The organism is Citricoccus sp. CH26A (genome assembly GCF_000224415.1).
In the GTDB taxonomy this organism is placed as follows: domain Bacteria; phylum Actinomycetota; class Actinomycetes; order Actinomycetales; family Micrococcaceae; genus Citricoccus.
Map to the genome: position 1 here is coordinate 30919 of NZ_AFXQ01000005.1, position 11825 is coordinate 42743.

General features: G+C 72.2%; 11 protein-coding genes. 3 read left to right on the forward strand and 8 right to left on the reverse strand.

The features are described from left to right. Positions 1-25: 25 nt before the first annotated feature. From CITRI_RS0104770 to CITRI_RS0104800, 7 genes are all read right to left on the reverse strand, one after another. Positions 26-901: a hydroxymethylglutaryl-CoA lyase gene (locus CITRI_RS0104770; RefSeq protein ID WP_010143501.1), complete on the reverse strand. Its 876-nt coding sequence runs from the start codon at positions 899-901 to the stop codon at positions 26-28. Then, positions 901-2145, reverse strand: a complete 1245-nt coding sequence (locus CITRI_RS0104775) for a CaiB/BaiF CoA-transferase family protein (protein WP_010143502.1) — start codon at positions 2143-2145, stop codon at positions 901-903. Before CITRI_RS0104775 ends, CITRI_RS0104770 begins: the two co-directional genes overlap by 1 nt. 273 nt (positions 2146-2418) lie before the next feature. After that, positions 2419-3075, reverse strand: a complete 657-nt coding sequence (locus tag CITRI_RS0104780; RefSeq protein WP_010143503.1) for an IclR family transcriptional regulator — start codon at positions 3073-3075, stop codon at positions 2419-2421. A 67-nt stretch (positions 3076-3142) separates the two neighbouring features. Continuing rightward, on the reverse strand, positions 3143-4921 hold the full coding sequence (locus CITRI_RS0104785) for a thiamine pyrophosphate-binding protein (RefSeq protein WP_010143504.1): 1779 nt from the start codon (positions 4919-4921) through the stop codon (positions 3143-3145). A 145-nt stretch (positions 4922-5066) separates the two neighbouring features. After that, the gene (locus CITRI_RS0104790) at positions 5067-5546 is read right to left on the reverse strand and encodes an Lrp/AsnC family transcriptional regulator (protein ID WP_010143505.1); all 480 of its coding nucleotides are present in this window, start codon (positions 5544-5546) and stop codon (positions 5067-5069) included. A gap of 42 nt (positions 5547-5588) precedes the next feature. Beyond that, the gene (gene trxA / locus CITRI_RS16375; protein WP_010143507.1) at positions 5589-6041 is read right to left on the reverse strand and encodes a thioredoxin; all 453 of its coding nucleotides are present in this window, start codon (positions 6039-6041) and stop codon (positions 5589-5591) included. A 209-nt stretch (positions 6042-6250) separates the two neighbouring features. Beyond that, positions 6251-6715, reverse strand: coding sequence for a MarR family winged helix-turn-helix transcriptional regulator (locus tag CITRI_RS0104800; protein WP_010143508.1), 465 nt, complete (start codon positions 6713-6715; stop codon positions 6251-6253). A 108-nt stretch (positions 6716-6823) separates the two neighbouring features. Here CITRI_RS0104800 and CITRI_RS0104805 point away from each other — a divergent pair, with 108 nt between their 5' ends. The 3 genes from CITRI_RS0104805 (at position 6824) to CITRI_RS0104815 (ending at position 11057) form a co-directional block, all read left to right on the forward strand. Next, on the forward strand, positions 6824-8776 hold the full coding sequence (locus tag CITRI_RS0104805; RefSeq protein ID WP_010143509.1) for an ABC transporter ATP-binding protein: 1953 nt from the start codon (positions 6824-6826) through the stop codon (positions 8774-8776). Between the two features lie 215 nt (positions 8777-8991). After that, complete coding sequence (locus CITRI_RS0104810; RefSeq protein ID WP_010143510.1) at positions 8992-9753, forward strand: SDR family oxidoreductase; 762 nt, start codon at positions 8992-8994, stop codon at positions 9751-9753. Positions 9754-9938: 185 nt separating this feature from the next. Then, positions 9939-11057 carry a M14 family zinc carboxypeptidase gene (locus CITRI_RS0104815; RefSeq protein ID WP_010143511.1) on the forward strand — a complete coding sequence of 373 codons (1119 nt, stop codon included), beginning with the start codon at positions 9939-9941 and terminating at the stop codon, positions 11055-11057. A 133-nt stretch (positions 11058-11190) separates the two neighbouring features. Here the strand turns inward: CITRI_RS0104815 and CITRI_RS16380 are convergent, their stop codons facing one another. Further along, positions 11191-11781: an HdeD family acid-resistance protein gene (locus CITRI_RS16380; protein ID WP_010143512.1), complete on the reverse strand. Its 591-nt coding sequence runs from the start codon at positions 11779-11781 to the stop codon at positions 11191-11193. Between the last annotated feature and the right edge of the window lie 44 nt (positions 11782-11825).

Consider the following 11825-nt stretch of genomic DNA (forward strand, 5'->3'; position numbering starts at 1 on the left):
GGGCCCGGGATGCCCGGGGTGAAGGTCAGGCGTGGGAGGGTTCGGCGAGCCGGGGGGCCGTGGCGAGCAGGTTCCGGGCCAGGGCGGTCACCTCGGCCAGCGCGGCCTCGTCGATCCCGGTCTGGTGCCCGGCGGCGTGCAGGTGGCGGACCAGCTCCCCCGTGGAGAGGTTGCCGGCCGCGCCCGGGGCGAAGGGGCAGCCGCCGTACCCTCCGAGGGCGGCGTCGAAGCGGGTGATGCCCCGCTCGATCGCGGCGTCCACGGTGGCCAGGGCCTGACCGTGGGCGTTGTGCAGGTGCAGGTAATAGGTCAGGCCCGGTTCACCGGCGAGCACGTGGTCGAGGCTGGCGATCAGCTCGTCCGTGGGCGTGGTGCCCAGGGTGTCGGCCAGGCCGATGTCCGTGACGCCCATGGCCTTGAAGGACCGGACCATCCACAGCAGGTGCTCCGGATCGATCGCGCCCTCGAACGGGCAGGTGAACGCGGTCGAGATGCCGGCGAAGAAGTCCACGCCGGGATGGGCCGCCACCTGCTCCCCCAGTCCCGCCAGGGCCTGTTCGATCCCCTGCCCGGCGTTGGCCGAGGAATGCGCCTGGCTGGCGGAGGTGACGATCTGCACGTGCCGGGCCCCGGCCGCCACCGCCCGCTCCACGCCCCGGCCGTTGAGCGTCAGGACGGTGAGCTCCGCCGTCGTGCCCTGCTGGAGGGACCGCAGGACCTCCTCGGCCCCTGCCATCTGCGGAACCCGCTTGGGGTTGACGAAGCTGGCGACCTCCATCCGCCGCACGCCCGCCGCGGTGATGGCCGCGCCGATCTCGACGCGCTGCGCGGGAGTCAGGGTGACGCGCTCGTCCTGGAGGCCGTCGCGCAGGAAGACGTCGGTGACCTGGATGGCGGTCATCAGCGCACCGCCTCGGTGCCGATGGCGGACGCGGCGGCGATCTGGTCCTCGTCGAACCCTGCGACCTCGCGCAGCACCTGTTCGGTGTGCTCGCCCAAGTCCGGACCGATCCAGGCGACCCGGCCGTCGTGGCCGGGGATCTTGGGGACCACGCCGGGGAAGCGGATCAGCTCCGGTTCGTCCTCGATGACGACCTCGTGGGTCTCGATCATGCCGCGGGCGATGTAGTGCTCGTCCTGGGCGATCGACGGGGCGTCGTACACCGGGCCGGCCGGCACGCCCTCCTCGCTGAGCACGTCCAGGACCTCCTTGAGCGGGCGGGCGCCGGTCCACTCGGAGATGACGCCGTTGAGCTCCTCCTCGCGGGCGCCGCGGGCCTCGGTGGTGGTCAGGGTCTCGTCCTCGGCCAGGTCCGCACGGCCCACGGCGCGCATCAGGCGCTTGAACACGGAGTTGGAGTTGCCGCCGATGACCACCTCGAGGCCGTCCCCGGTCGGGTAGGAACCGGTGGGCACCACGCCGGGCAGTCGGCCGCCGGTGCGCTTGCGGACCATGCCGTAGGCGTCGTAGTCCGGGACGAGGGACTCCAGCAGGCTGAACACGCCCTCGTAGAGGGCCACGTCCACGACCTGCTGGCCACGGGTGTCCCCGCCGCGGGCCTTCTGGAGCATGAGCATCAGGGCACCGATGACCCCGTAGAGTCCGGCGACGGTGTCTCCCATGGAGGCGGCAGCGCGGCCGGCCGGGCGGTCCGGCTCCCCGGTGATGTAGCGCAACCCGGCGAAGGACTCGGCCGAGCTGCCGAATCCGGCCCGGTCCTTGTAGGGGCCGGTCTGGCCGTAGCCGGAGATCCGGACCATCACCAGGTCCGGGTTCTGGGCCATCAGCTCCTCCGGGCCCAGCCCCCACTTCTCCAGGGTTCCGGGCCGGAAGTTCTCGATCACGACGTCGGCGCTCGCCGCCATCCTCAGCACGGCCTCGCGGCCGAGCTCGCTGCGCAGGTCCAGGGCGACGGACTTCTTGTTGCGGCCCATGGTGCGGAACAGCATCGAGGTCTGGCCCCGGGTCTTGCGCCAGTCGCGCAGCTCGTCGCCACCGGCGGGGCGCTCGATCTTGATGACCTCGGCACCGAAGTCGCCGAAGAGGCGGGCCGCGAACGGGGCGGCGATGAAGCTGCCGAGTTCGATGACGCGGATGCCCTCCAGGGGCAGGGTGTTCGTCCCGGTATTGATGGCTTCGCTCACGCGATATCCTCCCGCTCGGTTTCCCATCAGATGGGAAACGCTTGCTATTTAGTGGGAAGACAGTAGCAATGAGTGATCGGGCTCACAACACCCCGTGTCAATGTTCTTCGACGCCGCAGGTCAGGCCTGGCCTCCGGGCGCGGGAACCCGGGACGTCCACGGTCCGGGGCCGGTGCTCCGCGGCACCGCCCACGAGCGCGGGGCCACTCAGGGCGGGCGTCACCGGGGGCGGGCGTCACGGGGGGGCGCCATCGGGGGTGGGCACCCCCGGCCTCAACTGAGACGCAGGGTCTCCATGACCTCCGCGAGATGCTCCGCCGCCTCGACGGTCAGGGGCCCGAAGTCCTCTCCGGGGCTGCCCACCACCCGGGCCAGCGGCACGGCGACGCAGACGGCCCCGAGCAGTTCGCCCCGGACGGTCACCGGCGCGCTGACGGAGCCCAGTCCCGGGGTGCGCATCCCCACGGACTCCACCCAGCCCCGCTCCCGGACCGAGGCCAGGGCCTCGTCCTCGGCGGCGAGCAACCGCCCCGCCGATCCCGCGGGCAGGGGTTGACGGGTCCCCGGGGGCAGGGTGGCCCGCAGCGTGTGCGTGCTGTCCACGCTGGCCAGGCACAACCGGTCCCCGCCCCGCCGCACCCACAACTGGGAGGTCTCACCGGTCCGGTCACGGAGCGCGGTGAGGATGGGCAGTGCGGCGTTCTCGAGGGCGGACCGGACGAAGCGGCCGCCGCGGCGGAACCGGCCGTCCGGATCACGGCGCAGGAACTCCAGTTCGGCCATCGACAGGGCGAGCCGGTGCACCGTGGACACGGACAGCTCCGTGCGGCGGGCGATGTCGCTCGCGGAGGCCGGGCCGGCCTCCACGGCGTCGAGGATGGCGGCCACCCGCTCCAGCATGCGGTTGCCACCACCCTCACGTTCGCTCATGCACTCATCTTAGAGAGCGGGGAGGGAGCCTTCTCCCCACACCACCCTCCACCGCAACGGAGGGCGGTCAGTCCACGGGCAGCGGCCGCGGCGCGGGCTGCGCACCGGCCATGGACTCCGCCATGTACTCGGCCACCACGTTGCGCGAGATCGGCAGGTCCAGCACGAACACGCCCTCGGCACCCCGGGCCACCCAGTCCTTCAGGGCATCCAGGTCGGTCAGGCTGCGGGCCTTGACGCCCTCGGCCCCGAAGGCGCGCCCGACGGCGGCGAAGTCCACCTCCTCGATGAGCATCGCCTCCTCGTCCAGGCCCCGGACGGCGTACTGGTGCAGTTCGGCCCCGTAGGCGGCGTCGTTGAACACGACCACCACGCCGGAGCGGGCCTGGCGCACGAAGCTCTCGAGATCGGCCAGGGCCATCAGCCCGCCACCGTCGCCGGTGACGAGCACCGTGGTGCGCTCCGGCCGGGCCGCGGCGGCACCCACGGCGGACGGGAAGCCCAGCCCGATCGACTGGAACGCCGTGCCGACGAACGTATGGGAGCGCGCGTCCGGCACCGAGCACATCAGGGGCACCCAGCCGATGAAGTGGCCGCCGTCCTGCACGAAGGTCCGTTCGGCCGGCAGGATCTCCTCCAGCGCCAGGGCCATGGACCGCGGGTTCAGCCGGCCGTCCTCGGCGAGTCCGTCCTCCACGGACCCGTCGGCCCTCACCGTCTCCAACCTCGGGGCCGCCGGGATGGGCTGCCGGGCGCGCCAGCCGCCGTCGGGACGGCCGTTCTCGTCCGGCGTGGCACCCAGCGCCGCCGCCAGGGCGCCCAGGGCTACCCCGGCGTCGGACACCAGGAAGTGATCGGTGCGCTCGTGGCGCTTCCAGTCCCGCGTGTCGACCTGCAGCACGGTCGCCTCGGCTCCGAAGAGGGTGCCGTAACGCAACTGGAACGGGTTCATCCCGGCGCCGACGACGAGCACGACGTCGGCCTGGCGCATGATCTCCGCGCGGTCCAGCCGCGCGAAGCCGCCGGCGATGCCCAGGTCGCCCTCGGGCCCGGCCACGTTGCGGGCCATCACGGAGGTCGCGATGAAGGCTCCCAGCCCGTCGGCCAGCCGGCGCAGGGCCTCCGGCGCCCCGGGGGAGTCCACGACACCGCGGCCGGCGACGATCAACGGGCGCTCGGCGCCGTGCAGGGCGGCCAGGAAGGGAGCGAGCTCGGCACCAGTCGGGACCGGCAGGGACCCGTGGAGGGGCGCCTCGACCGTCGGTCCGTCCGACCCGGTGGCGCCGCGCACCGGCGCCTCGACCAGGTCATAGGGGATGGCGACCACGATGGGCCGGGACTCGGCACGGGCGCGGGCGTAGGCATCGCGCACCTGGGCGGCGGGGTCGTGGTCGTTCAGGCGGACGGTCTCGACGCCGGCCGCGGCCGCCATGCCGACCTGGTCCACGTCGAAGAAGCGCGGACCGGTGGTGGGGGCATCCCCGATGATCAGCACCAGCGGGATGCGCGCCAGGGCGGACTCGGCCAGGGCGGTCAGGGTGTTCGTGAACCCGGCGCCGTAGGTGACCGTGGCGGTGGCGAGCCGTCCCGACGCGCGGAAGGCGGCGTCCGCGGCCGCGACGGCGCCCGCCTCGTGCCGGACGGTGACGAAGGGGAAGCCCGTGCTGGTCAGCTCGCTGATCAGGTGGGCGTTGCCGTTGCCCATCAGTCCGAACAGGAGGGTGTCCTGCTCGCGGACGACCCGCGCGACGGCCTGGGGGACGGTGGGGACGCGGGTCTCACCGGCGGCGCCGGGCTCCTGCACGGCGTGGGCGGTGGTCGGGCGGGCATCGGCGACTGCGGTCATGGCGGCGTTCCTCGTCTCGGGGCATCAGGACTCTCGAGAAGGAGTGTGACCGGCCATCCGGCGCTGTGCAATCAGCCGGCCGACGGCTGGCCAGTCTGTGCAATCTGACCGGTTCCCTGCCCCCGAGGGTGGACAGTCTGACCAGTCAGTCGGCGGAGGCCGCCACCGCGTGCAGCAGTGGCAGCGTCCGGCCCTGCTCGTGGGTGCGCAACGCCAGCGCGGAGGAGGTCCGCGCGACGCCGGGGACCTGCGAGATCCGGTCCAGCACGTCCTGCAGGTCCTGGCCGTTGCGGGCCACCACACGCAGGTGCAGGTCGTGGTCACCGGTGACCGTGTAGAGGTCGGTGACCTCGGGGATGGCGGAGAGGATCGCCTCGGTGACCGGCTCGTGCCCGACGTGCTGGTTGATGTCCACGGAGCAGAACGCCACGAGGTCGTAGCCGAAGCCCGCCGGGTCCACCTGGGGGACGATCGCGCTGATCACGCCGGCCGCCTGCAGCCGTGCCAACCGGCTGGTGACCGTCCCCCGGGCCACGCCGAGGCGCCGCGCGCACTCGAGCACGGGCAGTTGCGGCGAGTCGGTCAGCAGTTGGATGAGCCGGGCGTCGAGGTCATCGGGGCGCATGCCCTCATCCTGCCACCGTCCACGGGCGAGGCGGGCGGCCGGTCAGCGGCCGTGCAGCGCGTTGAGCTGGTCCGCGGCGGACTGGACGGCCTCCTGGGCGGAGGGCTCGTCGTCGTGCTGGTGGCCGCCCTGCTCACCGGCCTGCTCCTCGGCCAGCCGCCGCACCTCGGCGATGTCCAGGCCCTTGACCTGGTCCAGCAGCTGGTCGAGCGCGGAACCGGGCAGGGCACCGGCCTGGGAGAACACCAGCACGCCGCCGCGGAAGGCCATCAGCGTGGGGATGGAGGTGATGCCGGCCATGGCGGCCAGCTGCTGCTCCGCCTCAGTGTCCACCTTGGCGAAGACGACGTCCGGGTGCTGCTCCGAGGCGGCGTCGAACACGGGGGCGAACTGGCGGCAGGGACCGCACCAGGCGGCCCAGAAGTCCACGAGGACGGTGTCATTCTCGGCAACGGTGGTGCCGAAGCTGTCGACGGTGAGGTCTACGGTGGCCATGGGGGTCCTTCCGGATCGAATCGGGGCTCCCAGTCTCAGCGGCTCCCGCACCCCGGATATTCCCCCACGCCGCCCCACTCATCCTGGGATGGACATCTCCCCGGTCCCTGCCGGGATGATGCGTCCATCGTGACCGGAGGAACTGGCGAGACGAGCCGCTCCGGCCGATCCGGGCGCCACCGGATCGCTCCCGACGCCGGCCGGCCGCCTCAGGGGTGCGAGCGCACCAGCTCGGAGAGGATGCGGGCCAGCTCGGCCCGGTCCTCCTCGGACAGCACGGAGAAGTAGTCCCCGGCCTGCCGGCGCCGTTCCTCACGGACCTGCTCGCGCACTCGGGTGCCGTCCTCGGTGAGCACGATGCGCGTGGCCCGCCGGTCGGCGGGGTCGGGCCGCCGCTCGACGAGCCCCTGGTCCTGCAACTGGTCGATCACCTCGGTGGCCGAGCGCGGGGCGATCCGCAGCCTCTCGGCCAGGTCCTTCAGGCGCAGCCCCTCGGCGGCACCGTCCGCGGCGGCCACTCCCCCGGCCACGGCCTGCAGCGCCCGGAACTGGTACGGCGTCAGGCCGAATGGCGCCAACTGCTCGCCCCAGCCGCGGCGTAGTCGCCGGAAGGCGACGTGCATGAGGTCACCGAGCTCGGGCGGGGAGGCGGGGGAATCAGCGGGGACCGGCATGCGTGGCATCCTACGCGAGATTGACCTGCAACCTCTTAGTGAGGTAACCTCACTACATCCCCACCCCCGACCTCGCCACGGAGGCCCCTCACGAAGGAGCGCCCACCCATGAGTTCCCCCACCACCTCCCTCACGGCCCCCGCCACCCCGGGCACCGCGCCCGGCCGCGGCGGCAGCGGTCGAGGGCCCACACGGCCCGACCCCGCGGACCGGGCGCAGCTGAGGCGCCACCCCGTCTCCCTGCGCCGCATCGCGGCCCTCTTCGTCCCGCACCGGGCGACCATTGCCGTCGTGGTCCTGCTGATCACCGTCTCCTCCGTCGTCAACCTGGCCCAGCCGTTCCTGGTGCGCGGCGTCATCGACGACGCCCTGCCGCACCAGGATGTCCCCCTGCTCTCGGCCCTCACCGCCGCCATGGTGCTGGTCGCCGCCCTCACCGCGGCCATCGGCGTGGTCCAGACCTGGATGGCCACGAGGATGGGCCAGCGGGTCATGCACACCCTGCGCGTGGACCTCTTCACCCACCTGCAGAGGCAGTCGCTGTCCTTCTTCACCCGGACCCGTGGCGGTGAGGTCCAGTCCCGCCTCACCAACGACATCGCGGGCATGCAGTCCGTGGTCACCTCCACGGCCACCGGTGTCGCCACCAACGTCACGACCACCGTCGCCACCGCGGTCGCCATGGTCGCCCTGTCCCCGCAGCTGTCCCTGATCTCATTGCTGGTGCTGCCCCCGGCCATCTGGCTCTCCCGCAAGGTCGCGCTGATCCGCCGCAAGGTCACCGACGAACGCCAGCAGACCCTGGCCGCCCTGCACACCCAGGTCGAGGAGGGCCTGTCCGTCTCCGGCGTGCGGCTGGCCAAGACCCTGGGCACCACCACCCGCGACGCCGCCCGCTTCACCGATCGCTCCGAGGCCCTGATCGACCTGGAGATGCGCTCGCAGCTGGCCGGCCGCTGGCGGATGGCGACCATGCAGGTCGTCTTCGCCGCGATCCCCGCGGTCATCTACCTCGCGGCCGGCTTCCCCGCGACCTCCGGGGGGATGACCATCGGCACGCTCGTGGCGTTCACAGCACTGCAGGGCACCGTGTTCCGTCCCGTGATGGGCCTGCTGAACATCGGCGTCCAGTGGGTCACCGCCCTGGCCTTCTTCTCCCGCATCTTCGAGTACCTGGACCTGGACCCGCAGGTCAGGCCGCCGGCCGATCCGGTCCCGCTGGACCCGGAGCGGGTGCGCGGCGAGGTCCGCTTCGAACGGGCCTCCTTCACCTACGACGACGGCGCCGCCCCCGCCACGGGTGCGTCACCCACCGGTGGGCGCCCGGTCCTGGACCGCATCGACCTGGTGATGCCCGCGGGGTCCACGACCGCCGTCGTCGGCTCGACCGGCTCCGGCAAGTCCACCCTGGCCTCCCTGCTGCCCCGGTTGCACGACGTCACCGCGGGGCGGGTCACGATCGACGGGGTCGACGTGCGCGAGATCGACCCGGAGGTGCTGTCGAGGATCGTCGGGGTGGTCTCCCAGGAGACGTACCTGATCCACGCCACCGTGCGGGAGAACCTGCTGCTGGCCGACCCGGACGCCACCGACGCCAGGCTCTGGGAGGTGCTCGGTGCGGCGTCCCTCGCGGACACCGTCGCCGCCCTGCCCGAGGGACTGGACACGGTGGTGGGCGCCCGCGGCCACCGCTTCTCCGGGGGTGAGCAGCAGCGGCTGGCGATCGCCCGGACTATCCTGCGCAACCCGCCGGTGCTGGTGCTGGACGAGGCCACCTCCGCCCTGGACAACACCACCGAGGCCCGCGTGCAGGCCGCACTGGACCGGTTGGCGGTGGGCCGGACCACGCTGATGATCGCCCACCGGCTGTCCACCGTGACCGGGGCCGACCAGGTGGTGGTGCTGGAGGGCGGACGGATCGTGGAACAGGGCGACCCCGCCGGGCTGCTGGCCGCCGGCGGGCCGTTCGCCACCCTGGCCGCGCACCGCGAGGACGGGCGCACTCCCGGCACGAGCGCCGGCCACGCCCACGGCAGGGACCGGGTCGAGACCCTGGCCTGAGTCCGTCCGCGGTCGCGCGCAGGCCGGCCGGGCGGTGCGCTTCCCCATTCCCCGGTGCGGAATCTTCCCTCCTGACGTTGCCGGATCCCGCCGCCCGGCGTAGATCTGGTTCCAGAACATCCACCGCACATCCACCGTGAGGACCTCCGGAGGACCATCCGCCTGCAGGACCTGGTCCCCCCGAGCCGGCCTCCGCCGTGAACGAGGAGATCCCCATGTCCCAGCGCGTACTCGTCACCGCCGGCGCCTCCGGCATCGGACTGGCCATCGCCCGGGCCTTCGTCGCGAACGGTGACCGCGTCCACATCGCGGACATCGACCCGGATGCCGTCGAGGCCGCCCTGGCCGAGCACCCGGGTCTCACCGCCTCCGTGGGCGACGTGTCCCGGGCCGCCGACGTCGACGCCATGATGGCCGACGTCCGCTCGGAGCTCGGCGGGTTGGACGTGCTGGTCTCCAACGCCGGCATCGCCGGCCCCACCGCGCCCGTGGAGGACTACGACCCGGACGCCTGGGCCGCCGTCGTGGACGTCAACCTCAACGGCACCTTCGAGGTGGCCCGCAAGGCCGTTCCGCTGCTGAAGGAGAACGGGCGCGGTTCGATCATCGTCATGTCCTCCCTGGCCGGGCGCTTCGGCTACCCGAACCGGATCGCCTACGCCACCACCAAGTGGGGCCTGGTCGGGTTCACCAAGACCCTGTCCCTGGAGCTCGGCCCCCACGGGATCACGGTGAATTCCATCCACCCCGGTGGCGTCAACGGACCCCGCCTGGAGAGGGTGTTCGAGGGCCGTGCCCAGGCCTCCGGTCGCAGCGTCGAGGAGGAGCGGGAGGCAGCCCTGGAGAACCAGGCCATCAAGTCCTTCACCGACCCGGCCGACATCGCCGCCCTGGCCGTGTTCCTGGCCAGCCCTGCCGCCCGGACCATCTCCGGCCAGCAGCTGAACATCGACGGGGACTCCAAGGCAGCGCAGTGACCACCCTCCGGGCGGGGGCGGCTGACGGCCACGACGCGTGCTTGACGGCCCGGTCAACCCCGGGTTGACTTGGGTGATCCGCGTCACACGCCCCCGGGTGGCAGGCCTCCGTCCTCATGGTGGTTCCCCGTAGAACCCGCCGCGCCCCGGCCCCCACCCGGCCGGGGCCGTCCCGAGAGGATGCCATGACCCGCTCATCACACTCCGCACCGCACGCCTCCGCGCCACACTCCTCCGGCTCGCAGCGTTACCCGCGCCCCCGGGGCCGCCGGCTGGCCGCCCTCACCCTCGCCGCCGGCCTGGCGCTGGGGTCCGGGCTGGCGGCCCCACCGGCCTTCGCCGTGGGCAAGGGACCGAACTACGGCGGCAACGAGACCATCAACACCTCGATCCTCACCACCTACGACGAGCTGGTGGCGGAGTTGCACACACAGGAGGCCAAGCAACCGGCCATGGAGCTGGAGGTCATCGGGCAGACCGTGAAGGGCCGGGACATCCACCTGGTCAAGTACCTCTCCGACCCGCAGAACCCGACCATCCTCTACCTGACCCAGCAGCACGGCAACGAGCAGCTCACCACGGAGGGAGCGCTGTCCTTCATCAGGTCGCTCGGCACCGGCAAGAACCAGGGCGTGCTGGACGGGGTCAACATCCTCGTGGTGCCGATGCTCAACGCGGATGGTGCCATGGGTGACGTGGACTTCTCCCTGGACGACTACATCGCGTCCGGGGACCGTCACCTGACCCGGTACAACGCCCACGAGGTGGACCTGAACCGGGACCACATCGCCAAGGTCGAGCCGGAGACTCGGGCCCTGCACGAGAACGTGCTGCAGGCCTACGACATCGACTACATGATCGACCTGCACCACCAGGGTTCCCGGTCCCAGGCCGACGGTGAACTGGTCTCCGGGTCGATCCTGCATCCGACCACCCCGAATGTGGACGCCGAGGTCCTGGACGGGTCCAAGCGACTCGGCTCGATCGTCCACGGCGCCATCGAGCCGACCGGCTGGGGCCACCTGGGCAAGTACGTGGGCGGCGCCACCGAGAACATCGCGCGCAACGGCATCGCCGTGGAGTACGGCATCTCCACGCTGCTGTTCGAGATGCGCGGGATGTCCGACCACTCCAACCCCGGTTCCGTCCTGGGCCAGAAGTCGAACGGTTACCTGATCAAGCAGACCGTGACCACGCTGGAGTCCACGGCACGCGCGATCGCCGACGGGTCGATCGAGGCCGCGGACACCACCTTCTGGAACACCTTGACGGCGCAGTCGAACGCGGGGTGGCCCGCCGAGTAGCCTGGCCGCCCTCACCGGCTGCCGGTCGATGGATGGCGCGGAGCCCCGGGGTCCGGGTGCTCCGCGCCATCCATCGACCACCGGCCCCGCTGGGCGCGCCGTCAGGCCCGACGGGCGTCAGCAGGGCGGATCGTCACACGCGGCGCACCCGGAAGGCGCTGATGATGGTGATCAGCCCGAACACCACGCCGTAGATCCCGACGACGAGCACCAGGGCACCCAGCGCGACGAGCGGGTTCACGAACATGACGACCGCCAGCACGATCGCGACGACCACGTTGATCAGGCCCAGGAAACTGCCCCACTTCCCGGATCGGCGGTCGGTGATCTCGAGCAGGCCGCGCACCGCCAGGCCGATGGCGAGGATCCACAGCACGGCGACCCCGCCCACCACGGCCACGGCATAGGGGAAGACCACCAGGGCCAGGCCGGCCAGGATCGCCGCCACCCCGCCGAGCAGGGGCATCCCCCACCGGCGGCCGGTACTCTTGCGCTGGCCCGCGATCGCGCAGCCGGTGACCCCGTCCAGGACGAGCCAGATCCCGATGACGATGCTCAGCGCCGCGGCTGCGGCTCCCGGCATGAAGACCATGACGAGGCCGAAGACCAGGGCGAGGACACCGCGGACGAGCAGCCACCAGAAGACCGTCGCCCTGAGGTCGTCCCTCGCCCGGCCGAGGGCGTCCCAGCCCTCCGCTCGGCGGTTGTCAGTGCCCCTGGCCATGACGGACCTCCCTCACACGTCCTGGTCCGATCCCGGTCTCGTTC

Bases quoted from the DNA above. Each gene is read 5' to 3' on its own strand.
- CITRI_RS0104780 (WP_010143503.1), bottom strand. From the start codon at position 3,075: ATGAGCGAACGTGAGGGTGGTGGCAACCGCATGCTGGAGCGGGTGGCC.
- CITRI_RS16380 (WP_010143512.1), bottom strand. From the start codon at position 11,781: ATGGCCAGGGGCACTGACAACCGCCGAGCGGAGGGCTGGGACGCCCTC.
- trxA (WP_010143507.1), bottom strand. From the start codon at position 6,041: ATGGCCACCGTAGACCTCACCGTCGACAGCTTCGGCACCACCGTTGCC.
- CITRI_RS0104785 (WP_010143504.1), bottom strand. From the start codon at position 4,921: ATGACCGCAGTCGCCGATGCCCGCCCGACCACCGCCCACGCCGTGCAG.
- CITRI_RS0104800 (WP_010143508.1), bottom strand. From the start codon at position 6,715: ATGCCGGTCCCCGCTGATTCCCCCGCCTCCCCGCCCGAGCTCGGTGAC.
- CITRI_RS0104815 (WP_010143511.1), top strand. From the start codon at position 9,939: ATGACCCGCTCATCACACTCCGCACCGCACGCCTCCGCGCCACACTCC.
- CITRI_RS0104770 (WP_010143501.1), bottom strand. From the start codon at position 901: ATGACCGCCATCCAGGTCACCGACGTCTTCCTGCGCGACGGCCTCCAG.
- CITRI_RS0104805 (WP_010143509.1), top strand. From the start codon at position 6,824: ATGAGTTCCCCCACCACCTCCCTCACGGCCCCCGCCACCCCGGGCACC.
- CITRI_RS0104810 (WP_010143510.1), top strand. From the start codon at position 8,992: ATGTCCCAGCGCGTACTCGTCACCGCCGGCGCCTCCGGCATCGGACTG.
- CITRI_RS0104790 (WP_010143505.1), bottom strand. From the start codon at position 5,546: ATGCGCCCCGATGACCTCGACGCCCGGCTCATCCAACTGCTGACCGAC.